Below are 21,806 nucleotides of genomic sequence, written 5' to 3' on the forward strand. Positions count from 1 at the left end.
AAACTCCGAAAACATGAAATTGGGCATGGGCTTTTAATGTGGGAGCGGCGGTTCGACGCTTCGACTTGCTCGCGAATGCGGTGTGTCAGTCAACATACTCCTCGACTGTTACAACGCATTCGCGAGCAAGCCCGCTCCCACAGGAATTGTGTGCGGTCAGTAAGACCTATATCACGCCAAGCCCCGCAAAATGGCGCTTATCTTAAAGCAAAACGGCGACCATTGGCCGCCGTTTAGTGCATCCGCGCAGATTTAGACGACAGGTGCCGTTTCAGGCTCGGCGGCCGGTTTTGGCAGCGAGGACAGGAACGCCATGATCAGCGCCGCCAGGTACGGCAACGACTGCACCAGCAACATGGTGACCCAGAAACGCATGTCGTTGCTCGGCATGCCGTTCACCAGGAAGATCCCCAAGGCAGCGCCCCACAACAGCAGCATGATGAACATCTCTTCCCGGGCTTCCGAGATCGCTACCCAGAAGCCGTGGTTATCGGCGTTTTTCGGCGTACGGAAGAACGGAATGCTGCTGGTGAAGAAGCCGTACAACACCGCTTTGGCGATGGTATGGGACAACGCCAGACCGGCCAGCGCCGCGCAGAAGGCATCCTTCAGATTCACTCCAACCGCACGACGGTAGAGGAAGATGATCTTGGCGACCTTGAACACGAACAACGCCAATGGCGGGATTGCGAAGATCAGCAGCGGCGGATCGACCCGTTGCGGCACGATGATCATCGCCGCCGACCACAACAACGCGCCGACGGTGAAGAAGATGTTCATGCCGTCCGCCACCCACGGCAACCAGCCCGCGAGGAAGTGGTAACGCTGGCCACGGGTCAGTTCGGTGTCCTTGCCGCGCAGCAGGCTGGCGGTGTGGCGCTTGATGATCTGAATCGCTCCGTAGGCCCAGCGGAAACGCTGTTTCTTGAAGTCGATGAAGGTATCGGGCATCAGGCCTTTGCCGTAGCTGGTGTGGTAATACGCTGCCGACAGACCTTTTTCGAATACCCGCAGGCCCAGCTCTGCGTCCTCACAGATGCACCAGTCGGCCCAGCCCAGCTCTTCGAGCACCGAGCGACGGGTCATGGTCATGGTGCCGTGCTGGATGATCGCGTCGCGGTCGTTGCGGGTGACCATGCCGATGTGGAAGAAGCCCTTGTATTCCGCGTAGCAGAGCTTTTTGAAGGTGCTTTCGTTCTGGTCGCGGTAATCCTGCGGCGACTGCACCACGGCGATTTTCGGGTCGGCGAAGTGCGGCACCATGTGCTTGAGCCAGTTCGGGTGCACGCAGTAATCGGAGTCGATCACCGCGATCACTTCGGCATCCTTGGCGGTGTGCGGGATCAGGTAGTTCAGCGCGCCACCCTTGAAGCCGGCCAGCGGTGCGACGTGGAAGAACTTGAAGCGCGGGCCGAGGGTTTCGCAATAATCGCGTACCGGTTCCCAGACTGCCGGGTCCTTGGTGTTGTTGTCGATGATCAGGACTTCGTAGTCCGGATAGTCGAGGTTGGCCAGGGCGTTGAGGGTCTGTTTGACCATCTCCGGCGGCTCGTTGTAGCAGGGCACGTGAATCGACACTTTCGGACGGTAGCTGGAGTCGCCTTCCACCGGCAGGAACTCGCGCCGGCGCTTGTGCACCCACACCGCTTCGGCCAGTTCATGGGCTTCGGTCAGCAGCACGATAAACACCCCGAGGGCACCGAGGGCGAGCAAGAAGCCCACCGTCAAGCTGAACCAGGTGCTGTATTGCTGGCTGTAGTCGTAACCGATCCACACCAGCACCGAACCACACAGGAACGCAATGAAGGTCAGGAAGGTACGGCCACGCTGGCGCAGGGCCGAGCCGTCGATCATCAGCAGGGTCAGCGACAACAGCGCCAATACCACCGAGCCAATGGCCAATACGCGCCATTGCGGAATCGCCACCACCGGGCCTTCGAAGTTGAATTTCTGCTGACGCGCGGCGTTGAACACGCCCCAGTAGGCGCCGACGGAACCTTCGTCGCTGGCTTTCCACGGCTGGTCAAACGCTTCGATCACGAAGTAGTTGAAGCCCTGGCGGTTGAGCTTGTTGACCAGAGTTCGCAGGTAGATCGCCTGGTCCGCCGGGGAGGCATCGGCGCCACCGCGCATGCGGCCGTTGCTCGGCCAGCCCACCTCGGACAGCAGCAGTGGTTTTTTCGGGAACATCTTTTTCAGGTCGCGGGCGCGGTCGAGGACGAACTGCCCGGCCTTGTCCATCGGGACGAACTCCCAGTAAGGCAGGATGTGCGCGGCGATCAGGTCGACGTGCTTGGCCAGTTCCGGGTGTTCTTCCCAGACGTGCCACTGTTCGGACGTGGTCACCGGCACTTTCACGGCAGCGCGCACGCGATCGAGCATGACGCTGAGTTCCTGGGCGGTGATTTCCTTGCGGTAAATCGCTTCGTTGCCTACCACCACGCGAACCACGCTGCGCGAGGCGTTGGCGATTTCAATGGCGCGGGTGATTTCCCGTTCGTTGCGTTCCTGGTCCGGGCTGATCCAGATCCCCAGGGTCACCCGCAAGCCGAACTCTTCCGCCAGTTTCGGGATGTTCTGCAGCGTGCCATCGACCGAGTAGATGCGGATGTTGTCCGTCAGCTTGCTCATGATCTCCAGGTCGCGACGCATTTGATCGTCGGTCGGGTACTGGTCCTTCTGCGGGAACTGGCCCTGCTGGAATGGCGAGTACGAGAAGCCGGAGATCTGTTCCGGCCAGTTGGGGGCGGTGACCGGGCGGTTGATCAGCGCCCAGAAGCCGGTAAACAAGGCTGCGATGGCAAGCACCACGACCAGGTTGAGTCCAAATTTACGCGATGACATAGTTATTTCGGGTTCCAAAGACTGTGGAACGAAGGAACGGTTGGCGGTCGCCAAGGGGCGCGCATCCTACACCGGGCATTCTCTGGTCGTACAGCGGACAGGGAATTGCCGGACATTGGGCAATCCAAGTCGGTTTAAGTTCTTTCTTTAGAGCGTGTAGGACGAATCTTTGTTCGATGTAGTTTTCGTGGATGTTGCCCGTTCATAGCGCAATGATGCTCTTGGACGCCGACGGCCCTATAATGCGCGCCGGTTTTTGGGGTAATGGTCATGAGTACAGAAGATCCGCGGTTTGCTGGCATCGCCCGTTTGTATGGCATCGAAGGCCTTGAACGCCTGCGCGCGGCCCATGTGGCGATCGTCGGTGTCGGTGGTGTCGGTTCCTGGGCGGCGGAAGCCATGGCTCGTTGTGGCGTGGGCGAGATTTCGCTGTTCGACCTGGATGACGTCTGCGTCAGCAACGCCAACCGTCAGTTGCACGCGCTGGACAGCACTGTCGGCAAGCCCAAGGTCGAGGTGATGGCCGAGCGTCTGCGCGGGATCAACCCGGACTGCACGGTGCACGCGGTGCCTGACTTCGTGACCCGCGAGACCATGGCCGAGTACATCACGCCGAACATCGACTGCGTGATCGACTGCATCGACAGCGTCAACGCCAAGGCCGCGCTGATCGCCTGGTGCAAGCGGCGCAAGATCCAGATCATCACCACCGGCGGCGCAGGCGGGCAGATTGACCCGACGTTGATCCAGGTCTGCGACCTCAATCGCACGTTCAACGATCCGTTGGCGTCGAAAGTGCGCTCCACGCTGCGCCGTGACTACGGCTTCTCACGCACCGTGACCCGCCATTACAGCGTGCCGTGCGTGTTTTCCACCGAGCAACTGCGCTACCCGAAACCGGATGGCAGCATTTGCCTGCAGAAGAGTTTTGTCGGTGATGGGGTGAAACTCGACTGTGCCGGCGGGTTTGGCGCGGTGATGATGGTGACGGCGACCTTCGGCATGGTCGCGGCGACCAAGGCTGTGGACAAGATTGTCGCGGGGGTGCGGCGGCCGGCGGAGCGGGTCAAACCTCAGGATTGAGGTTGCTGCTGATGGCCTCTTCGCGAGCAAGCCCGCTCCCACATTAGATTTCGGTCGTACACAAAAACTGTATTCACTGAAGATCAAATGTGGGAGCGGGCTTGCTCCGGGCGGCGATCCGACGAAGGCGATTAACCTGCCAACTCATTCATCCGCTGTAGCACCGCATTCAAACCATTACTGCGGGATTCAGACAACTGTCGCCCCAACCCCAACTGATTGAACCAGTCCGGCAAATCCACCTGCTGCAACTCGGCCGCCGACAACCCGTTGACCCGCGCCAGCAGCAACGCCACCAACCCGCGAATCAACCGTGCATCGCTGTTGGCGCTGAATTGCCAGTGGCCATCGCGCAACTCGCCCACCAGCCACACCTGGCTTTCACAGCCGTGCACCCGGTTGGCATCGCACATCTGTGCATCACTCAACGCCGGCAGACGCTCACCCCATTGCATCAGCAGGCGTGCGCGTTGTTCCCAGCCGGCCGCTTTCTGAAAGGTCTCGAGTGCCACCACGGCATCGGCAGGCAGGTTCATCGCAATAGCTCCAGCGCCTGATCCAGGGCTTCAAAGAACCGCTCCAGGTCTTCGGAATCGTTGTACAGCGCCAACGACACCCGAATTGCTCCGGCCAGTTCGAAGCGTTTGAGCAGCGGCATCGCACAGTGATGGCCGGCACGCACCGCGATCCCTTGTTCGGTCAGCAAATGCGCGAGATCGGAGTTATGCACACCCTCGACGGTGAAACTGGCCAGTGCCACTTGAGGCTTGCCCAACAGGCGAATGCCATTGCGCGCCTCAAGGCCCTTGAGCAGGCGGGCATGCAGCGCCGCTTCATGGGCGGACACGGCGTCCTGATCGAGCCCAGCGAGGTAATCCAGGGTCGCTCCCAGGCCGATCACACTGGCAATCGGCGGCGTCCCGGCCTCGAAACCCAGCGGTGCCGGGCGAAAGCGTGCGTCGTGGTAATTGGCATCGAGCACCATTTCACCGCCGAACTGCCAGGGACGCAGCTGTTGCAGCGCGGTATTGCGCCCGAACAGCACGCCCAGGCCATCGGGGCCGTAGAGCTTGTGGCTGGAGAACACATAAAAATCGCAGCCCAGCGCTTGCACGTCGTGGCGGCCATGGACCACGCCCTGGGCACCGTCGATTACGGTCAGGGCTTTGTGCGCCTTGGCCAGTGCCAGTAATTCAGGCAGCGGCTGCCACGCGCCAATTACGTTGGACAACTGGCTGACGGCCAACAGACGCGTGCGCGAGCCGATCAAACCGGCGGCGGCCTCAAGGTCGATCACGCCTCCGGCATCGAGCGGCAGGATCACCAGTTTCAGCTCGCGACGGTGCGCCAGTTGCTGCCACGGCAGCAGGTTAGCGTGGTGCTCCAGGGCGCTGATGACAATCTCGTCGCCCGGATTGAAAAGATGTTCCAGGCCATAGGCCAGGAGATTCAGCGCGGACGTCGCGCCGTGGGTAAAGATGATCTGCCCACAATCGCCAGTATTGAGCCATTGCGCGACTTTGCGGCGGCTGTCCTCGAACGCCTGGGTGGCGTGGGCACCGGGCAAATGCTGCGCCCGATGCACGTTTGCCGCGCCGTTGGCGTAGTAGTGCGCCAGGGCATCGAGCAGGGCTTGAGGTTTTTGCGTGGTGGCGGCGTTGTCCAGATAGGTCTGGTCTTGCCGTTGCAGGGCGGCGATGGCCGGAAAATCGGCACGCCAGGGAGAGAGAATCATCATGCTATCGGGCCCTGGTGAGGGTACGCCGTACCCTGTGGGAGCGGGCTTGCCCGCGAAGGCGTCCTAGAGGACGCCAAAAGCTTCGCGAGCAAGTCGAATCGTCGCACCGCCGCACCCACAGGTGGTCAATGTGCTGCTTAGTTGTGAGCGTGCAGCGCTTCGTTCAGTTCGATGGCCGATTTGTGGGTTTTGCATTCCACGGCACCGGTCTCCGAATTGCGACGGAACAGCAGGTCGGTCTGGCCAGCCAGTTCACGGGCCTTGACCACTTTGACCAGTTGATTGTTCTCGTCCAGCAGCGCGACTTTGGTGCCAGCGGTCACGTACAGGCCCGACTCGACGGTGTTGCGGTCGCCCAACGGGATACCGATACCGGCGTTGGCGCCGATCAGGCAGCCTTCGCCGACCTTGATCACGATGTTGCCGCCGCCCGACAGGGTGCCCATGGTCGAGCAGCCGCCGCCCAGGTCCGAACCCTTGCCGACGAATACGCCAGCGGATACGCGGCCTTCGATCATGCCCGGGCCTTCGGTGCCAGCGTTGAAGTTGATGAAACCTTCGTGCATCACGGTGGTGCCTTCGCCCACGTAAGCGCCCAGGCGCAGACGCGCAGCGTCAGCGATACGCACGCCGGCCGGAACCACGTAGTCGGTCATTTTCGGGAACTTGTCCACCGAGAACACTTCCAGCAGCTCGCCGCGCAGACGGGCTTCGAGTTGCAGTTCGGCCAGTTCGCTCAGGTCGACCGCGCCCTGGCTGGTCCAGGCCACGTTTGGCAGCAGCGGGAAGATCCCGGCCAGGTTCAGGCCGTGGGGCTTGACCAGGCGATGGCTCAGCAGGTGCAGCTTGAGGTAGGCCTCAGGGGTGGACGACAGCTGGGCGTCTTCAGCCAGCAAGGTGGCAACCAGCGGCTTGTGGCTCTCGGCCAGGCGGGTCAGCAGGGCAGCCTGGGCAGCGTCGACGCTTTTCAGTGCCTCTGCCAGTTGCGAGGCCTGGGCGGTGCTGAACGCGATGGCCTGATTGCCTTCGGTATAGCCCAGGATCGGGGCGATAGCGGCGAGGACTTCAGCCGATGGCTTGAGGACCGGGGTGGCGTAGAACACTTCCAGCCATGCGCCTTGACGGTTTTGAGTGCCGACGCCGAAGGCCAGGCTGAACAGGGTAGTGGACATGTGTATACCTCTAACAAAATTGAACGGGCTGCTTACTTGAGCGCGGCCGCGTAGATATCTGGCTTGAAGCCAATCAGGGTTCGGTCACCGAGATCGAGCACCGGGCGCTTGATCATCGAGGGTTGTGCGAGCATCAGTTCGATGGCTTTCGTCTGGTCGAGATCGGCTTTGCGTTCGTCGTCGAGCTTGCGAAAGGTCGTGCCTGCACGGTTCAACACCACTTCCCAGCCGTGCTCGTTGCACCATTGGGTCAGATGTTCACGGTCGATTCCGACCGCTTTGTAATCATGAAAGTCATAGCTGGCAGCGTGTTCATCGAGCCAGGTGCGCGCCTTTTTCATGGTGTCGCAGGCTTTGATGCCGAAAAGGTGCAACGTTTTGCTTGAAACGGTCAAGGAATTGCCCCCTTTGCAGGTGCCGTAAATATAAAGGTGACGGATTATGCCATGGGCATTGAGTTAAAACGTAAAACCTGTGGGAGCGGTCCGGGTGCGACAGAGATCCAGCCGTCAACGGGCAGTCTAAGCGGCAAATATGGCACTTCAATGCGTCCGGGAACCTGGCTTTATGCAAACCGCTGATCCTGTTGATGCTGGTTGGCGTCTCACGCCTGATCGGACGGGTGGTTCCGCTGCCGCCGTTGTCGTTCTCCGACGGCTTGCGCAAAACCGCCGAGGCGGCCATCCATGCGCTTGAGACAGAAGAGGTCAACCCACAGGACGCCGCCCAATCCGCGCTGGCCGCCGAGCTCAAGGCGCGGATCATGTCAGAGTATCGCCACCAGCTTGAGGTGTTCAACGATTCCGCTGAAGCCCAGGCCCTGGCGTTTCAGATGGACTTGCTGGAACGGCGCTTGCGCTTGAAGGCGCTGCGGGCGCAGCGCCTGGAGTTGTACAGCCTCAGTCGTCATCACCAGATTGGTGATGACGTGTTGCGTGAGGTGTTGGGGGAGCTGGATCTGAGTGAGGCCAAGCTTGGAGCGGTGAAGTAATGATGTGCGTGTTTTCATTGTTGCAATGCAGCGTACATAGAAGAGGCATCTAAAATAACAGTTCTAAAGAGTCGATAAGTTTTATTGGGTGAGGGTTATCTTTGGAGTGTTTTAATTAGAGTTGCCAATGAATGGCGCCTTTATTTTGTTGAGTAGTTCAACACGGTGTGTGGTACGCGTGTCGCCCTTTGAGGATAAATCTTGCGGATTACCTCCAGGTCTTTCTCGCTCAGCGTGAGGTTTGCTGGGCGGCTCCAGTTATTTAGAGTGAGCGTGCTATCTATTTCGTAGTGCATGATTGACAACGGGTCGTAATCGCCATAGATATAATTTGTATAGCGAGGTAGTGGCAGGACGTCTGAGTCAACTTTTTCGCGCTCCCAGTTGTAGTTTTCTTTATGCCATGTGTAGACTTTTTTCAGGTCCCAAGGGATATCTGCGTCGGGGTGCTGATGTTCATGGTGGAGGCCGAGTGCGTGACCAAATTCATGTAATACGGTGCTTTCAAATTCATCATGTTCAAGAGGTGTTGCTATTCTCATAGTGGGTTCTTCAGGAGGGCGAGTCAGTGCGTCTGTGCCTAGAAAGGAGTAAGAGTCAATGGTTAGATCTGGCTCGATTTTTATGCGAATATCTCCCACTGCACCTGAAATGAATTCAAATTTTAAATTGGCATGCGCTAACCATTTGTTCGCAATGTTTTTTACTGTGTCGATGGTTTTCTGGTTTTTGTCGTACATGGCTATTTTCAGGGTGCGCCCAGGCTTCCAGAAAGTAGTATGCACGGCGACGCTTCTCTTGGTGCGTCCGGAAGTATTGGGTTTGACATTATCACTGCGTTCATTGATCGCAGCCTCGTAAGAGGCAACTGGGTCAATACTTCTAACGATGCTGCAAGCTCCATTTTTCATAGGGGTGGCGTCCATGTCTTTTGTCGGTTGTGGTTTTTTGGAAAGGGGAATGTTGGTTTTTTATTTGCGCATTATTGGAGTGGTAAAAATCATGGGTATATTTTTCGCGTCAATCACCGATAATACTGGCTGAGGCTGTTGTTCTTCTCTATGCTCCAATTGCCCGTGGTTAGTTAACTTTGCATGGTTCTGAATGTGGCATTATCGTTCTACTTCTCGAGGGTTTAATCTGATCAGTAGATTGGTTTTCGAGTTGGAGAATATTTAAATGAATGCTGCGCTGTAAAGTTGCTGCTTGTTAGATGTTGTTGCCGATGGGTGGCCTGTACTGCGTTGCACAGTACAGGCCTTGTTAGTGTCAGTTGCGGCGAGTGATGAAGTCGCGAATACGTTCTGCCGCTTCAAGGCATTCGGATAATGGCGCAACCAGTGCCATGCGTACTCGACCCGCGCCTGGATTCAAACCATCAACATCGCGGGACAGGTAAGACCCCGGAACCACGGTCACGTGCTCCTGTTCGAACAGGTCGCGGCAGAACGCTGCGTCGTCACCCGCCACGTTCGGCCACAAGTAGAAGCTGCCATCCGGCCGCTGTACGTCCATGACCGGGCTGAGGATTTCCAGTACCGCATCGAACTTTTCGCGATACAGCGCCCGGTTGGCGCGAACGTGCACTTCGTCATTCCACGCAGCAACGCTGGCCAGCTGGGTTTGAACCGGCATCGCGCAGCCGTGGTAGGTACGGTAGAGCAGGAAGCCTTTGAGGATGTCGGCGTCACCGGCGACAAAACCCGAGCGTAGGCCTGGCAGGTTCGAGCGCTTGGACAGGCTGTGGAACACTACGCAGCGCTTGAAGTCCTTGCGACCCAGTTCCGCGCAAGCGCTGAGCAGGCCCGGCGGCGGGGTTTGTTCGTCGAAGTACAGCTCGCTGTAGCACTCATCGGCGGCGATCACGAAGTCGTATTCGTCGGCCAGGGCGATCAGCTTTTTCAGGGTTTGCACCGGAATCAAGGCGCCGGTCGGGTTGCCTGGCGAGCACAGGAACAGGATCTGGCAGCGTTTCCAGATGTCCGGCGAGACGGCGTCGAAATCCGGGTTGAAACCGTTTTCGTCCAGGCACGGCAGGTAATGCGGCTTGGCCCCGGCGAGGAACGCCGCGCCTTCGTAGATCTGGTAGAACGGGTTCGGGCTGACAATCAGGGCGTCATCACCACGGTTGACCACGGTCTGGGTGAAGGCGAACAGCGCCTCACGGGTACCGTTGACCGGCAGCACGTTGCGCGCCGGGTCGATCCAGCCCTTGGGGACATCGAAGCGACGCTCGCACCATGCCGCGATGGCTTCACGCAGCTCCGGGATGCCTAAGGTGGTCGGGTACACGGCCATTTTTTCCAGGTTGCTGGCCAGGACCTCGGCGACAAAGCTTGGCGAACGGTGTTTCGGCTCGCCGATGGACAGTGCGATCGGACGCTTGTCCGGGTTGGGCGTCACGCTGCCGAGCAGGGCGCGGAGTTTCTCGAACGGGTAGGGCTGGAGCTGGGACAGAGCGTTGTTCATCGGGGGCCTCTTTCAATGTGGGAGCGGGCTTGCTCGCGAAAGCGGTGTGTCAGTCAACGCACACTTCACTGATGCACCGCTTTCGCGAGCAAGCCCGCTCCCACAGGGGGAAATGTGTTGATTCAGATGCTGATGCGCGACAGTTTGATATCAGGTTCCTGGTTGACGCTCAGTTGCTCGACGATCGCATCCTGCAAGCGGCTGCACAGCAGCGGGTCGGACAACGGCTGATTGTTGGCGTCGGTGATGAAGAACACGTCTTCCACGCGCTCGCCGAGGGTGGCGATCTTGGCGTTCTGCAGCGACAGGTCGAACTCCAGGAAGATCGTGCCAATCCGCGCCAGCAGGCCCGGGCGGTCGGGCGCCGTGAGTTCCAGCACCGTCACCGGGCGCTGGGCGTCGTTGTGGATCGTCACCTGTGGGGCAAAGGCGAAATGCTTGAGCTGACGTGGCACCCGGCGCTGGATGATGGTCGGGTAGTTGTCCGGGTTGCGCAGGGCTTCGGTCAGACCCTCGCGGATCTGTTTGACCCGCGCCGGGTTGTCGCCAATCGAGTCGCCGTCAGTGTCGAGCACGATATAGGTGTCGAGGGTGAACTGGCTGCTGGAGGTGATGACCCGGGCGTCGTGAATGTTCAGGTTGAGCTGGTCCATCGCGGCCACGGTCACGGCAAAGAAGTCGTGCTGGTCCGGGGCATAGATGAAGATCTGCGTACCACCTTCGAACTCACGCTGGGTGGTTTCCTTGATCAGCACCAGTGGCCCGCCGTCGGCCGGTTGCTGGAGTATCGCGTCGCTGTGCCAGGCCACGTCGCCGGCGGTGTGACGCAGGAAATAGTCATCACCCAACTGCGCCCACAACTGCTCGACATCGTCCGGGTCGGTGCCGCCGCGCACCAGAATATCCAGGGCGGCGCTCTGGGTCTGGCGGATTTGCTCTTCGCGATCCACCGGGTTCTCCAGGCCGCGACGCAGGGCGCGCTTGGTCTCGGTGTAGAGCTGGCGCAGCAGGCTGGCGCGCCAGGAGTTCCACAGGGTCGGGTTGGTGGCGTTGATGTCGGAGACGGTCAGCACATACAGGTAGTCGAGGCGGGTTTCGTCGCCGACGATCTGGGCGAAATCGTGGATCACCTGCGGGTCGGACAAGTCCTTGCGCTGGGCGGTGGTCGACATCACCAGGTGGTTTTGCACCAGCCACACGATCAGGCGGCTGTCCCACGTGGGTAGTTGATGACGCTGGCAAAAGGCCTCGGCATCCACGGCACCGATGTCCGAGTGATCGCCATGCCGGCCTTTGCCGATGTCGTGGTACAGGCCGGCCATGTAGATCAGCTCGGGCTTGGGCAGTTTGCCCATGGTTTTGCTGGCCAGCGGGAATTTTTCCGACACCTGGGTGTACTGCAGCTTACGCAGATGTTTGATCAGGTTCAGGGTGTGGGCATCGACCGTATAGATGTGGAACAGGTCGTGCTGCATCTGCCCGACGATGAAACCGAATTCGGGCAGATAACGCCCAAGAATGCCGTAACGGTTCATACGCCGCAGGTTGCGGTGGATGCCGATCTTGCATTTGAACAATTCGATAAACAGGCTGGTATTGCGAATGTCGTTGCGGAAGTCGTCGTCGATCAGGTGACGGTGTTCCCGCAGCAAACGGATGGTGTCGGCGCGCACGCCTTTGATTTCCGGCTGTTGGGCCATCAACACGAAGATTTCGAGCATGGCGAACGGGGTGCGGCGGAAAACGTTGTCGTTACGCGCCTCGATGTAGCCGTCATGCAGTTGGAACCGCGAGTTGATCGGCTGCGGTGGTGATTCGTCTTCCGGTGCGAGGATGACTTCCTCGAAGTGCTGGATGATCAGGTCGCTGAGCTGGGCGATGCTCATGACCACCCGGTAATACTGCTGCATGAAGTTTTCGATGGCTTGCTTGGCGTCGTCGCCTTTGAAGCCCAGCAGCCCGGCAATGGTGCGCTGGTGATCGAACAGCAGGCGGTCTTCGGAGCGGCCGGCCAGCATGTGCAGGGCATAGCGAACCTTCCACAGGAACTCCTGGGAGGAGGCGAGCAGGGCGTTTTCACTCTCGACCAGGAATCCTTCGCCAGCCAGTGCCCGCAGGTTCAGGGTGCCGTACTCGCGACGGGCCACCCACAGAATCGTCTGGATATCCCGCAGGCCGCCGGGTGAGCCTTTGACGTTGGGTTCCAGGTTGTATTCGGTGTCGTTGTACTTGTGGTGGCGGGCCTTTTGTTCGGCGCGCTTGGCCAGGAAGAAGTCCTTGCTCGGCCACATGTGCCCGGTGCTGGTGACGTCCAGCATGCGCTGGCGCAGATGTTCGGGGCCGGCGATGGTGCGGCTTTCCATCAGGTTGGTGACGACCGTCAGGTCGGCGCGGGCCTCGACGGCGCATTCGTCGACCGAGCGAACGCTCTGACCGACCTCCAGGCCGATGTCCCACAACAGCGTCAGAAAACGCTCGATGGAGTCGCGGAAAACCTCGTGGTCGGCACTGTCCAGCAGGATCAGCAAGTCGATATCGGAATAAGGGTGCAGTTCGCCACGGCCGTAGCCGCCGACTGCGACCAGCGCGATGTCGGCGTCCTCGCTCCAGCTGAACTGCTCCCAGGCCTTTTGCAGGATGTTATCGACGAACCAGGCACGATCCTCGATCAGCCGGCGAATGTCCCGGCCGTTGCGAAAGCGCGTGTCGAGCACCTCGCGGGCCTGGCGGATCGCCTTCTTGAAGGCCGCGATCGGGCTTGCCTTCAGGGCTAGTTCAGCCTGGAACTGGCCTCGGTCGAAGAGTTCGGGATCCACCTGCGGCATCGATTGGCTTTCCTTTCTATAGGCGATGTACGGTAACGGGATCAGGCCGAAACGCGAGGGATGGTGTCATCGCTGCGCAGGGTGAAGATCTCGTAACCGGTTTCGGTCACCAGCAGGGTGTGTTCCCACTGCGCCGAGAGCTTGCGGTCCTTGGTGATCGCGGTCCAGCCGTCGCCCAGTACCTTGGTGTCGGCACGGCCCTGGTTGATCATCGGCTCAATGGTGAAGGTCATGCCGGCCTTGAGTTCCATGCCGGTGCCAGCACGGCCGTAGTGCAGGATCTGCGGCTCTTCGTGGAACACCTTGCCGATACCATGACCGCAGAATTCGCGAACCACCGAGAAGCCGTTCTTTTCCGCGTGCTTCTGGATGATTTCGCCGATGTCGCCCAGGCGGCAGCCCGGTTTGACGATTTCAATCGCCTTGTACATGCATTCCTGGGTCACCTGGGACAGGCGCTCGGCCCAGACCGGCACGTTGCCGACGTGGAACATGCGGCTGGTGTCGCCGTGGAAGCCGTCCTTGATGACGGTGACGTCGATGTTCAGGGTGTCGCCATCTTTCAGCGGCTTGTCGTTCGGGATGCCATGGCAGACCACGTGGTTGATCGACGTGCAGATCGACTTCGGATAGCCCTTGTAGTTGAGCGGGGCGGGGATGGCTTTCTGCTCATTGACGATGTAGTCGTGGCAGATCTGGTTCAGTTGATCGGTGGTAACGCCTGGCTTGACATATTCGGCAATCATTTCCAGCACATCGGCGGCCAGTTTGCCGGCGATACGCATTTTGGCGATATCCTCGGGGGTTTTGAGGGTGACGGTCATACAGGCTCTCTCTGCGCCCGACGGCGCTTACTAAACGGAAAGGGCATTGCGCGATCGAACTTCGCGGCCCTGAAAAATGCGATTCTACCAGACGATCAGCGCAAATCTGCGCCTGTGTGCATCGCTTCTCTCTATAGAATGGTGCATTCTTGGCGGATTCCAAGGGATGGAGCAAAGCGCTCGCCAGGATTTCAGAATCCGGGTTCCGTTTTGCCCTGCCTTGTGATATAAAATGCGCCGCTTTCCGGGGATGTCCCGTAAAGCCTAAATCCACACACGTGTCGACACGATGACCTGGGTGCCTTCAGCGGATGCTGCTGGTTGGTCATTGGGATACGTGGAGGCCAAACCCGACTTATTAAGGAACTATCATGTCCCAAGTCAACATGCGCGATATGCTGAAGGCCGGTGTGCACTTCGGTCACCAGACCCGTTACTGGAACCCGAAAATGGGTAAGTACATTTTCGGCGCGCGTAACAAGATCCACATCATCAACCTTGAAAAAACCCTGCCAATGTTCAACGAAGCTCTGACTTTCGTAGAGCGCCTGGCCCAGGGCAAAAACAAGATTCTGTTCGTCGGCACCAAGCGTTCCGCTGGCAAGATCGTTGCTGAAGAAGCAGCACGTTGCGGTTCGCCGTACGTCGATCACCGCTGGTTGGGCGGCATGCTGACCAACTTCAAGACCATCCGTGCTTCCATCAAGCGTCTGCGTGACCTTGAAGTTCAAGCCGAAGACGGTACTTTCGCCAAGCTGACCAAGAAAGAAGCGCTGATGCGCACTCGTGACCTGGAAAAGCTGGATCGTTCCCTGGGTGGTATCAAGGACATGGGCGGTCTGCCAGACGCTCTGTTCGTTATCGACGTTGATCACGAGCGCATCGCGATCACCGAAGCCAACAAGCTGGGTATCCCGGTTATCGGCGTAGTCGATACCAACAGCAGCCCGGAAGGCGTTGACTACATCATCCCAGGCAACGATGACGCAATCCGCGCTATCCAGCTGTACATGGGTTCGATGGCTGACGCTGTAATCCGCGGTCGCAACAACGTTGCCGGCGGCACCGTAGAGTTCGCAGCTGAAGAAACTCAGGCTGCAGCTGAGTAATTGACGCCCTGGCGTTGACTCAGTAAGCAAAAAGGGGGCTTGGCCCCCTTTTTGCCACCTCGAAAACCATTTGTCGGCGCCCACCGCTCAATCTGTAACGTGCGGCAGCTAACAAGGGTGGTTGGGGAAGAATTGATCGCCCGTTCGATCGGGTGGAATGGTTGAAAACCTATCCAAGAGGATTTTGAAATGGCAGAGATTACTGCAGCGTTGGTCAAAGAACTGCGCGAGCGTACTGGCGAAGGCATGATGGACTGCAAAAAGGCCTTGACCAAGGCTGGCGGCGACATCGAGAAAGCCATTGATGACATGCGTGCTTCGGGCGCCATCAAGGCGGCCAAGAAAGCTGGCAACGTTGCCGCTGAAGGCGCTATCGCTCTGAAGGAAGACGGTAAATCCGCCGTTTTGCTGGAAGTGAACTCGCAGACCGACTTCCTGGCCCTGCAGGACGACTTCAAGGAATTTGTTGCAGCAAGCGTTGAAAAAGCGTTCGCCGACAAGTTGACTGATGTTGCTCCGCTGATCGAAGCTCAAGAAACTGCTCGCCTGGTACTGGTCGGCAAGGTTGGCGAAAACGTCAACATCCGTCGTCTGGCACGCGTTGAAGGTGACGTTGTCGGTGGCTACCTGCACGGCAACAAGATCGGTGTTGCAGTTGTCCTGAAAGGCGGCAGTGTCGAGCTGGCCAAGGACATCGCTATGCACGTAGCGGCTACCAATCCTGAATTCCTGCTGCCATCGGAAGTTTCCGCTGAAGCGATCGAGCGCGAGAAAGGCGTGTTCCTGACGCTGAACGCTGACAAGATCGCCGGCAAGCCGGAAAACATCGTTGAAAACATGGTCAAAGGCCGTATCAGCAAGTTCTTGGCCGAAGCCAGCCTGGTTGAGCAGGCTTTCGTCAAGAACCCTGAAATCAAGGTCGGCGAACTGGCCAAGAAAGCCGGCGCTGAAATCGTTTCCTTCACTTACTTCAAAGTAGGCGAAGGCATCGAGAAGCCAGTGGACAACTTCGCAGAAGAAGTTGCTGCCCAGCTGGCTGCCGCCAAGCAATAAGACGGTTTTTGACTGTCGCCCAGAAGAGGCTGCCCGCTCACGCGCGCAGCCTCTTTTCAGATGGGGCACCAATTTTTAATTGGTTTCCTTTTGGAACTGGCTTACAAAGCCATGTTCCGATGGCGCTGAAGCAGCGCCAAGCAAGAGTGAACGCCAGCTGTAAACAGCTCGCAAAGAATTTTTAAAATACGCCGCAGGAGAGATTCGCAATGGCTCAGCAGGGCAGTGGTTATCAGGCTCGCTATAAACGCATTCTACTCAAGCTTAGCGGCGAGGCCCTGATGGGCTCGGAAGAGTTCGGGATCGACCCGAAAGTTCTGGATCGCATGGCATTGGAAGTTGGCCAACTGGTCGGCATCGGTGTTCAGGTCGGTCTGGTTATCGGTGGTGGCAACCTGTTCCGCGGTGAAGCGTTGAGCAAGGCTGGCATGGACCGTGTCACCGGCGACCACATGGGCATGCTGGCCACTGTGATGAATGCCCTGGCCATGCGCGACGCCCTTGAGCGCGCCAACATCTCGGCCATCGTGATGTCCGCTATTTCCATGGTTGGCGTGACCGATCACTACGATCGTCGCAAGGCCATGCGTCACTTGAACTCCAAGGACGTGGTGATTTTCGCGGCCGGTACCGGCAACCCGTTCTTTACGACGGATTCGGCAGCCTGCCTGCGTGCAATCGAAATCGATGCCGATGTCGTGCTCAAGGCGACCAAGGTCGATGGCGTCTACACCGCTGACCCGTTCAAAGACCCGCATGCCGAGAAGTTCGATCATCTGACCTACGATGAAGTGCTGGATCGCAAGCTGGGTGTGATGGATCTGACGGCCATTTGCCTGTGCCGCGACCACAAGATGCCGCTACGCGTATTTAACATGAACAAGCCCGGCGCCCTGCTGAACATCGTGCATGGCGGCGCTGAAGGAACCCTGATCGAGGAAGGCCAACAATGATCAACGAAATCAAGAAAGACGCTCAAGAGCGCATGCAGAAGTCCGTGGAGTCGCTGGCGCACAACTTCGGCCGCATTCGTACCGGCCAGGCGCACCCGAGCATCCTGGAAGGCGTGATGGTGCCGTACTACGGTTCCGACACCCCGATCAAGCAAGTGGCCAACATCACCGTCAAGGACGCCCGTACCCTGCAAGTCGTTGCTTTCGAACGCAACATGCTGGGTGCCGTCGACAAGGCGATCGGTAGCGCGGGTCTGAACCTGAACCCGACCAACCTCGGCGAGCTGCTGTTGATCTCCATGCCTGCCCTGACCGAAGAAACCCGCAAGGGCTTCACCAAGCAGGCTCGTGACGTCGCTGAAGATGCCCGTGTTGCCGTGCGCAACATCCGTCGTGATGCCAACAGCCAGCTCAAGGATCTGGTGAAGGAAAAAGAGATCAGCGAAGACGAAGAGCGTCGTGCGACTGGCGAGATTGACGATCTGACCAAGAAGTTCGTGGCTAAAATCGACGCGGATCTGGCGCAGAAAGAAAAAGACCTGATGGCCGTATAAGGGTCGCGTTTTCATGGATAAGACAAAGCAGACTGCACCGTCCGCGGTGCCGCGCCATGTCGCGATCATCATGGATGGTAACAATCGCTGGGCGAAAAAACGCTTTATGCCGGGTGTCGCCGGGCATAAAGCGGGCGTGGATGCGGTACGTGCGGTCATCGAGGTTTGTGCCGAGGCCAAGGTCGAAGTGCTGACCTTGTTCGCCTTTTCCAGCGAGAACTGGCAACGTCCGGCCGATGAGGTCAGCGCTTTGATGGATCTGTTCTTCAGGGCGCTACGTCGTGAGGCCAAGCGCCTCAACGACAACAACATCAGCCTGCGCATCATTGGTGACCGCTCGCGTTTTCATCCCGAGCTGCAGGCCGCCATGCGTGAAGCAGAAGCCATGACGGTTGGCGCCAATCGTTTCGTGCTGCAGATCGCTGCCAATTACGGCGGTCAGTGGGATATCGCGCAAGCTGCGCAACGACTGGCGCGAGAAGTTCAGGCCGGACACTTGCGTCCGGAGGACATCACGCCTGGTTTGCTGCAGACCTGCCTGGTCACAGGCGACCTGCCGTTGCCGGACTTGTGTATCCGTACCGGTGGTGAGCACCGCATCAGCAACTTCCTGCTCTGGCAACTTGCCTATGCCGAGTTGTATTTCTCCGACCTGTTCTGGCCGGACTTCAAACACGATGCCATGCGCAATGCGCTGGCCGATTTTGCTTCCCGCCAGCGCCGCTTCGGTAAAACGAGCGAGCAGGTCGAGGCTGGAGCCCGGGTTTAATGCTTAAACAACGAATCATCACCGCACTGATCCTGCTGCCGATTGCCCTGTGCGGGTTTTTCCTGCTTGAAGGTTTCGGTTTTGCACTGTTCATCGGGCTGGTCGTAACCCTGGGTGCCTGGGAATGGGCGCGCCTGGCGGGTTTCGCCGATCAGGCGTTCCGCGTCGGTTATGCCGCTGTGGTCGCCTTGATGCTGTTCGTCATGTACATCCTGCCCGGCCTCGCGCCTTGGGTATTGGGCGCTTCGGTGCTGTGGTGGGCGGTGGCGACGTATCTGGTGTTGACCTATCCGCGTTCGAGCGAGCATTGGTCCAATGCGGCGACCAAGTTGGTGATCGGTCTGTTGATTCTCCTGCCGGCCTGGCAAGGTCTGGTGCAGATCAAGCAATACCCGCTGGGTAACTGGCTGATCATGGCGGTGATGGTGTTGGTCTGGGGTGCCGATATCGGTGCATACTTTTCCGGTCGGGCCTTCGGCAAGCGCAAGCTCGCACCACAGGTCAGTCCGGGCAAAAGCTGGGAAGGCGTTTACGGTGGTCTGGCGCTGAGCCTGGTGATTACCACAATCGTTGCTCTGGTACGCGACTGGACGGTGGCCGAGCTGCTCAAAGGGCTGATCGGCGCTGCGCTTATCGTGTTTGTCTCGGTGGTGGGCGATCTCACTGAAAGCATGTTCAAGCGTCAATCCGGGATCAAGGACAGCAGTAATCTGCTTCCGGGTCACGGCGGAGTGCTGGATCGTATCGACAGCCTGACGGCAGCGATTCCGGTGTTTGCCGTGCTGCTGTGGATGGCGGCGCCATGAGCCGCCCGCAACAGATTACCGTTCTGGGTGCGACAGGCTCGATTGGCCTGAGTACGCTCGATGTCATCGCTCGTCACCCTGATCGATATCAGGTCTTTGCCTTGAGTGGCTTCACTCGCTTGAGTGAATTGCTGGCGTTGTGCGTGCGGCATGTCCCGCGATTTGCCGTGGTGCCTGAGGTCGCGGCTGCCCGTACCTTGCAGGATGAATTGCGCGCGGCGGGACTTTCGACCCGTGTTCTGGTGGGTGAGGAAGGTTTGTGTCAGGTCGCTTCCGATCCGGAAGTCGAGACGGTCATGGCGGCCATCGTCGGTGCGGCGGGATTGCGCCCGACACTGGCGGCGGTCGAGGCTGGCAAGAAGATTCTCCTGGCCAATAAAGAAGCGCTGGTCATGTCCGGTGCGTTGTTCATGCAGGCTGTGCGCAAGAGCGGTTCGGTGTTGCTGCCGATCGATAGCGAGCACAACGCGATTTTCCAGTGCATGCCGCTCGATTATGCCCGTGGCCTTGAAGCGGTCGGCGTACGTCGGATTTTGCTGACGGCTTCCGGTGGTCCGTTCCGCCAGACGCCAATGGCTGAACTGGCGCATGTTTCTCCCGATCAGGCGTGTGCTCACCCGAACTGGTCCATGGGGCGAAAAATCTCCGTTGACTCGGCCAGCATGATGAACAAAGGGCTTGAGTTGATCGAAGCCTGCTGGCTGTTCGATGCCAGGCCATCCCAGGTCGAGGTGGTGATTCACCCGCAAAGCGTGATTCATTCGTTGGTCGACTATGTCGATGGTTCTGTCCTGGCGCAGTTGGGTAATCCGGACATGCGCACGCCCATCGCCAATGCCCTGGCCTGGCCTGAGCGGATCGATTCGGGTGTGGCACCGCTGGATCTGTTCGCCATTGCGCGCCTGGATTTCCAGGCGCCCGATGAAGAGCGTTTCCCATGCCTGCGTCTGGCCCGTCAGGCGGCCGAAGCGGGTAACAGCGCGCCGGCCATGCTCAATGCGGCGAACGAAGTGGCAGTGGCGGCATTTCTCGACGAACGGGTTCGTTACCCGGAAATCGCGAGTATCATCGAGGAAGTACTGAATCTGGAGCCTGTAGTGGCAGTGGATGACCTCGAAGCAGTGTTCACGGCAGACGCGAAAGCGCGATTGCTGGCCGGACAATGGTTGAGTCGTCACGGGCGGTAAATGCTGCGGATAGTCGACCCATGCAGCAGCGGATAGGAATGCGGAGAAAGTAGATGAGCGCGCTCTATATGATTGTCGGCACCCTGGTCGCTCTGGGTGTGCTGGTTACCTTCCACGAGTTCGGCCATTTTTGGGTCGCGCGTCGCTGTGGGGTCAAAGTGCTGCGCTTCTCCGTAGGCTTCGGCATGCCTTTGCTGCGCTGGCACGACAAGCAAGGTACCGAATTCGTAGTCGCGGCGATCCCGTTGGGCGGCTACGTCAAAATGCTCGACGAGCGCGAGGGGGAAGTGCCACTCGATCAGCTCGACCAGGCCTTCAATCGCAAATCCGTTCGTCAGCGCGTTGCCATCGTAGCGGCAGGGCCGATAGCCAACTTCCTGCTGGCATTTGTGTTTTTCTGGGCATTGGCAATGCTCGGCAGCGAGCAGGTGCGTCCGGTCATCGGGGCTGTCGAGTCTGGCAGTATCGCGGCCAGGGCGGGATTGAGCCCCGGCCAGGAAATCGTGGCCATTGATGGCGAGGCGACTTCCGGCTGGGCAGCGGTGAATCTGCAACTGATTCGTCGCCTGGGCGAAAGCGGTTCGTTGCAGATATTGGTTCGCGAGCAAGGCTCCACGGCCGATTCTCCTCGTGAACTTGCGCTGGACAAATGGCTCAAAGGGGCTGACGAGCCTGACCCTATCCATTCATTGGGGATTCGTCCGTGGCGTCCGGCATTGCCGCCTGTCCTGGCCGAGCTCGATCCAAAGGGGCCGGCTCAGGCTGCCGGCCTGAAGACCGGTGACCGGTTGCTGGCGCTCGATGGTCGTACGCTGGATGACTGGCAGCAGGTCGTCGATACCGTCCGTATGCATCCTGATACCAAAATCATGCTGCGGGTCGAGCGCGACGGTGCTCAAATCGACGTCCCGGTGACGCTGGCCGCTCGCGGCGAGCGCAAGTCACCCAGCGGATACCTGGGGGCGGGGGTGAAGGCTGTCGATTGGCCGCCGGAGATGATCCGCGAAGTCAGTTACGGGCCGTTGGCAGCGATTGGCGAGGGGGCTCGACGCACCTGGACCATGAGCGTACTGACCCTCGATTCACTGAAGAAAATGTTGTTCGGTGAGCTCTCGGTAAAAAACTTGAGTGGACCGATAACCATTGCTAAAGTGGCGGGCGCTTCGGCCCAGTCGGGTGTTGCTGATTTCCTGAATTTCCTTGCTTATCTGAGTATTAGCCTGGGCGTTCTGAATTTGTTGCCCATTCCGGTACTGGATGGGGGGCATTTGTTGTTTTATCTGATCGAGTGGGCGCGTGGTCGTCCCTTGTCAGATCGGGTGCAAGGTTGGGGGATACAGATCGGTATCAGTTTGGTGATCGGGGTGATGTTGCTTGCTTTGGTCAATGATCTGGGTCGACTGTAACGCTTCGCTGAATTGCGAATCTG

18 protein-coding genes and 1 pseudogene are annotated in these 21,806 nt (G+C 58.9%); 10 read left to right on the forward strand and 9 right to left on the reverse strand.

What is annotated here, in order from left to right; genetic code table 11:
• Positions 1-252 precede the first annotated feature (252 nt).
• Complete coding sequence (locus KGB28_RS04340; RefSeq protein WP_223442730.1) at positions 253-2,844, reverse strand: glycosyltransferase; 2,592 nt, start codon at positions 2,842-2,844, stop codon at positions 253-255.
• A 270-nt stretch (positions 2,845-3,114) separates the two neighbouring features.
• Between KGB28_RS04340 and tcdA the strand changes: the two genes are divergently transcribed.
• Positions 3,115-3,927, forward strand: coding sequence for a tRNA cyclic N6-threonylcarbamoyladenosine(37) synthase TcdA (gene tcdA, locus KGB28_RS04345; protein ID WP_411740574.1), 813 nt, complete (start codon positions 3,115-3,117; stop codon positions 3,925-3,927).
• Between the two features lie 131 nt (positions 3,928-4,058).
• On the opposite strand, the gene KGB28_RS04350 is transcribed toward tcdA, so the two are convergent.
• The 4 genes from KGB28_RS04350 to KGB28_RS04365 all read right to left on the reverse strand — a co-directional run bounded on the left by KGB28_RS04350 (position 4,059) and on the right by KGB28_RS04365 (position 7,178).
• Entirely contained in the window at positions 4,059-4,463 is a 405-nt protein-coding gene (locus tag KGB28_RS04350; protein ID WP_223442735.1) for a SufE family protein, read from the reverse strand.
• Positions 4,460-5,665, reverse strand: a complete 1,206-nt coding sequence (locus KGB28_RS04355; RefSeq protein WP_223442739.1) for an aminotransferase class V-fold PLP-dependent enzyme — start codon at positions 5,663-5,665, stop codon at positions 4,460-4,462. Before KGB28_RS04355 ends, KGB28_RS04350 begins: the two co-directional genes overlap by 4 nt.
• 137 nt (positions 5,666-5,802) lie before the next feature.
• A complete protein-coding gene (gene dapD, locus KGB28_RS04360) occupies positions 5,803-6,837 on the reverse strand; it encodes a 2,3,4,5-tetrahydropyridine-2,6-dicarboxylate N-succinyltransferase (protein WP_223442741.1) in 1,035 nt (344 codons plus the stop codon).
• Between the two features lie 32 nt (positions 6,838-6,869).
• A complete protein-coding gene (locus tag KGB28_RS04365; RefSeq protein WP_263296537.1) occupies positions 6,870-7,178 on the reverse strand; it encodes an arsenate reductase in 309 nt (102 codons plus the stop codon).
• Between the two features lie 311 nt (positions 7,179-7,489).
• Here KGB28_RS04365 and KGB28_RS04370 point away from each other — a divergent pair.
• Positions 7,490-7,828, forward strand: a pseudogene (locus KGB28_RS04370) (Na+/H+ antiporter); the annotation flags it as partial.
• Positions 7,829-7,968: 140 nt separating this feature from the next.
• Here KGB28_RS04370 and KGB28_RS04375 read toward each other — a convergent pair.
• From KGB28_RS04375 to map, 4 genes are all read right to left on the reverse strand, one after another.
• Positions 7,969-8,754 (reverse strand): M12 family metallopeptidase, encoded by a 786-nt coding sequence (locus KGB28_RS04375; RefSeq protein ID WP_223442744.1) that lies wholly within the window; start codon positions 8,752-8,754, stop codon positions 7,969-7,971.
• A 343-nt stretch (positions 8,755-9,097) separates the two neighbouring features.
• Positions 9,098-10,297, reverse strand: coding sequence for a succinyldiaminopimelate transaminase (gene dapC / locus KGB28_RS04380; RefSeq protein WP_223442747.1), 1,200 nt, complete (start codon positions 10,295-10,297; stop codon positions 9,098-9,100).
• 122 nt (positions 10,298-10,419) lie between these two features.
• A complete protein-coding gene (locus KGB28_RS04385) occupies positions 10,420-13,122 on the reverse strand; it encodes a [protein-PII] uridylyltransferase (RefSeq protein WP_223442750.1) in 2,703 nt (900 codons plus the stop codon).
• 41 nt (positions 13,123-13,163) lie between these two features.
• Complete coding sequence (gene map, locus KGB28_RS04390; protein WP_057716174.1) at positions 13,164-13,946, reverse strand: type I methionyl aminopeptidase; 783 nt, start codon at positions 13,944-13,946, stop codon at positions 13,164-13,166.
• Between the two features lie 371 nt (positions 13,947-14,317).
• On the opposite strand from map, the gene rpsB reads away from it, so the two are divergent.
• From rpsB to rseP, 8 genes are all read left to right on the forward strand, one after another.
• On the forward strand, positions 14,318-15,055 hold the full coding sequence (rpsB, locus tag KGB28_RS04395) for a 30S ribosomal protein S2 (RefSeq protein ID WP_008052780.1): 738 nt from the start codon (positions 14,318-14,320) through the stop codon (positions 15,053-15,055).
• A gap of 189 nt (positions 15,056-15,244) precedes the next feature.
• Entirely contained in the window at positions 15,245-16,108 is an 864-nt protein-coding gene (tsf, locus tag KGB28_RS04400; RefSeq protein ID WP_108216655.1) for a translation elongation factor Ts, read from the forward strand.
• A gap of 209 nt (positions 16,109-16,317) precedes the next feature.
• Positions 16,318-17,061 carry a UMP kinase gene (pyrH, locus tag KGB28_RS04405; RefSeq protein WP_003222124.1) on the forward strand — a complete coding sequence of 248 codons (744 nt, stop codon included), beginning with the start codon at positions 16,318-16,320 and terminating at the stop codon, positions 17,059-17,061.
• A complete protein-coding gene (frr, locus tag KGB28_RS04410) occupies positions 17,058-17,615 on the forward strand; it encodes a ribosome recycling factor (RefSeq protein WP_008000041.1) in 558 nt (185 codons plus the stop codon). Before pyrH ends, frr begins: the two co-directional genes overlap by 4 nt.
• Positions 17,616-17,628: 13 nt before the next feature.
• Positions 17,629-18,384, forward strand: coding sequence for a polyprenyl diphosphate synthase (uppS, locus tag KGB28_RS04415; protein ID WP_150727687.1), 756 nt, complete (start codon positions 17,629-17,631; stop codon positions 18,382-18,384).
• Positions 18,384-19,190 (forward strand): phosphatidate cytidylyltransferase, encoded by an 807-nt coding sequence (locus KGB28_RS04420; protein WP_223442753.1) that lies wholly within the window; start codon positions 18,384-18,386, stop codon positions 19,188-19,190. The genes uppS and KGB28_RS04420 overlap by 1 nt, the downstream gene beginning before the upstream one ends.
• Positions 19,187-20,377 (forward strand): 1-deoxy-D-xylulose-5-phosphate reductoisomerase, encoded by a 1,191-nt coding sequence (ispC, locus tag KGB28_RS04425; protein ID WP_223442756.1) that lies wholly within the window; start codon positions 19,187-19,189, stop codon positions 20,375-20,377. The genes KGB28_RS04420 and ispC overlap by 4 nt, the downstream gene beginning before the upstream one ends.
• A gap of 53 nt (positions 20,378-20,430) precedes the next feature.
• A complete protein-coding gene (rseP, locus tag KGB28_RS04430) occupies positions 20,431-21,783 on the forward strand; it encodes a sigma E protease regulator RseP (RefSeq protein WP_223442759.1) in 1,353 nt (450 codons plus the stop codon).
• Positions 21,784-21,806 lie beyond the last annotated feature (23 nt).

The organism is Pseudomonas sp. BF-R-19 (assembly GCF_019956445.1).
GTDB classification, from domain to species: Bacteria; Pseudomonadota; Gammaproteobacteria; order Pseudomonadales; family Pseudomonadaceae; genus Aquipseudomonas; species Aquipseudomonas fluorescens_BH.

What these genes read in the sequence shown, in the direction of transcription:
- KGB28_RS04340 (WP_223442730.1), bottom strand. Translation starts at nt 2,844, where the DNA reads ATGTCATCGCGTAAATTTGGACTCAACCTGGTCGTGGTGCTTGCCATC.
- tcdA (WP_411740574.1), top strand. Translation starts at nt 3,115, where the DNA reads ATGAGTACAGAAGATCCGCGGTTTGCTGGCATCGCCCGTTTGTATGGC.
- KGB28_RS04420 (WP_223442753.1), top strand. Translation starts at nt 18,384, where the DNA reads ATGCTTAAACAACGAATCATCACCGCACTGATCCTGCTGCCGATTGCC.
- dapC (WP_223442747.1), bottom strand. Translation starts at nt 10,297, where the DNA reads ATGAACAACGCTCTGTCCCAGCTCCAGCCCTACCCGTTCGAGAAACTC.
- map (WP_057716174.1), bottom strand. Translation starts at nt 13,946, where the DNA reads ATGACCGTCACCCTCAAAACCCCCGAGGATATCGCCAAAATGCGTATC.
- KGB28_RS04365 (WP_263296537.1), bottom strand. Translation starts at nt 7,178, where the DNA reads ATGAAAAAGGCGCGCACCTGGCTCGATGAACACGCTGCCAGCTATGAC.
- KGB28_RS04385 (WP_223442750.1), bottom strand. Translation starts at nt 13,122, where the DNA reads ATGCCGCAGGTGGATCCCGAACTCTTCGACCGAGGCCAGTTCCAGGCT.
- pyrH (WP_003222124.1), top strand. Translation starts at nt 16,318, where the DNA reads ATGGCTCAGCAGGGCAGTGGTTATCAGGCTCGCTATAAACGCATTCTA.
- dapD (WP_223442741.1), bottom strand. Translation starts at nt 6,837, where the DNA reads ATGTCCACTACCCTGTTCAGCCTGGCCTTCGGCGTCGGCACTCAAAAC.
- KGB28_RS04375 (WP_223442744.1), bottom strand. Translation starts at nt 8,754, where the DNA reads ATGGACGCCACCCCTATGAAAAATGGAGCTTGCAGCATCGTTAGAAGT.
- rpsB (WP_008052780.1), top strand. Translation starts at nt 14,318, where the DNA reads ATGTCCCAAGTCAACATGCGCGATATGCTGAAGGCCGGTGTGCACTTC.
- rseP (WP_223442759.1), top strand. Translation starts at nt 20,431, where the DNA reads ATGAGCGCGCTCTATATGATTGTCGGCACCCTGGTCGCTCTGGGTGTG.
- ispC (WP_223442756.1), top strand. Translation starts at nt 19,187, where the DNA reads ATGAGCCGCCCGCAACAGATTACCGTTCTGGGTGCGACAGGCTCGATT.
- uppS (WP_150727687.1), top strand. Translation starts at nt 17,629, where the DNA reads ATGGATAAGACAAAGCAGACTGCACCGTCCGCGGTGCCGCGCCATGTC.
- frr (WP_008000041.1), top strand. Translation starts at nt 17,058, where the DNA reads ATGATCAACGAAATCAAGAAAGACGCTCAAGAGCGCATGCAGAAGTCC.
- KGB28_RS04355 (WP_223442739.1), bottom strand. Translation starts at nt 5,665, where the DNA reads ATGATGATTCTCTCTCCCTGGCGTGCCGATTTTCCGGCCATCGCCGCC.
- tsf (WP_108216655.1), top strand. Translation starts at nt 15,245, where the DNA reads ATGGCAGAGATTACTGCAGCGTTGGTCAAAGAACTGCGCGAGCGTACT.
- KGB28_RS04350 (WP_223442735.1), bottom strand. Translation starts at nt 4,463, where the DNA reads ATGAACCTGCCTGCCGATGCCGTGGTGGCACTCGAGACCTTTCAGAAA.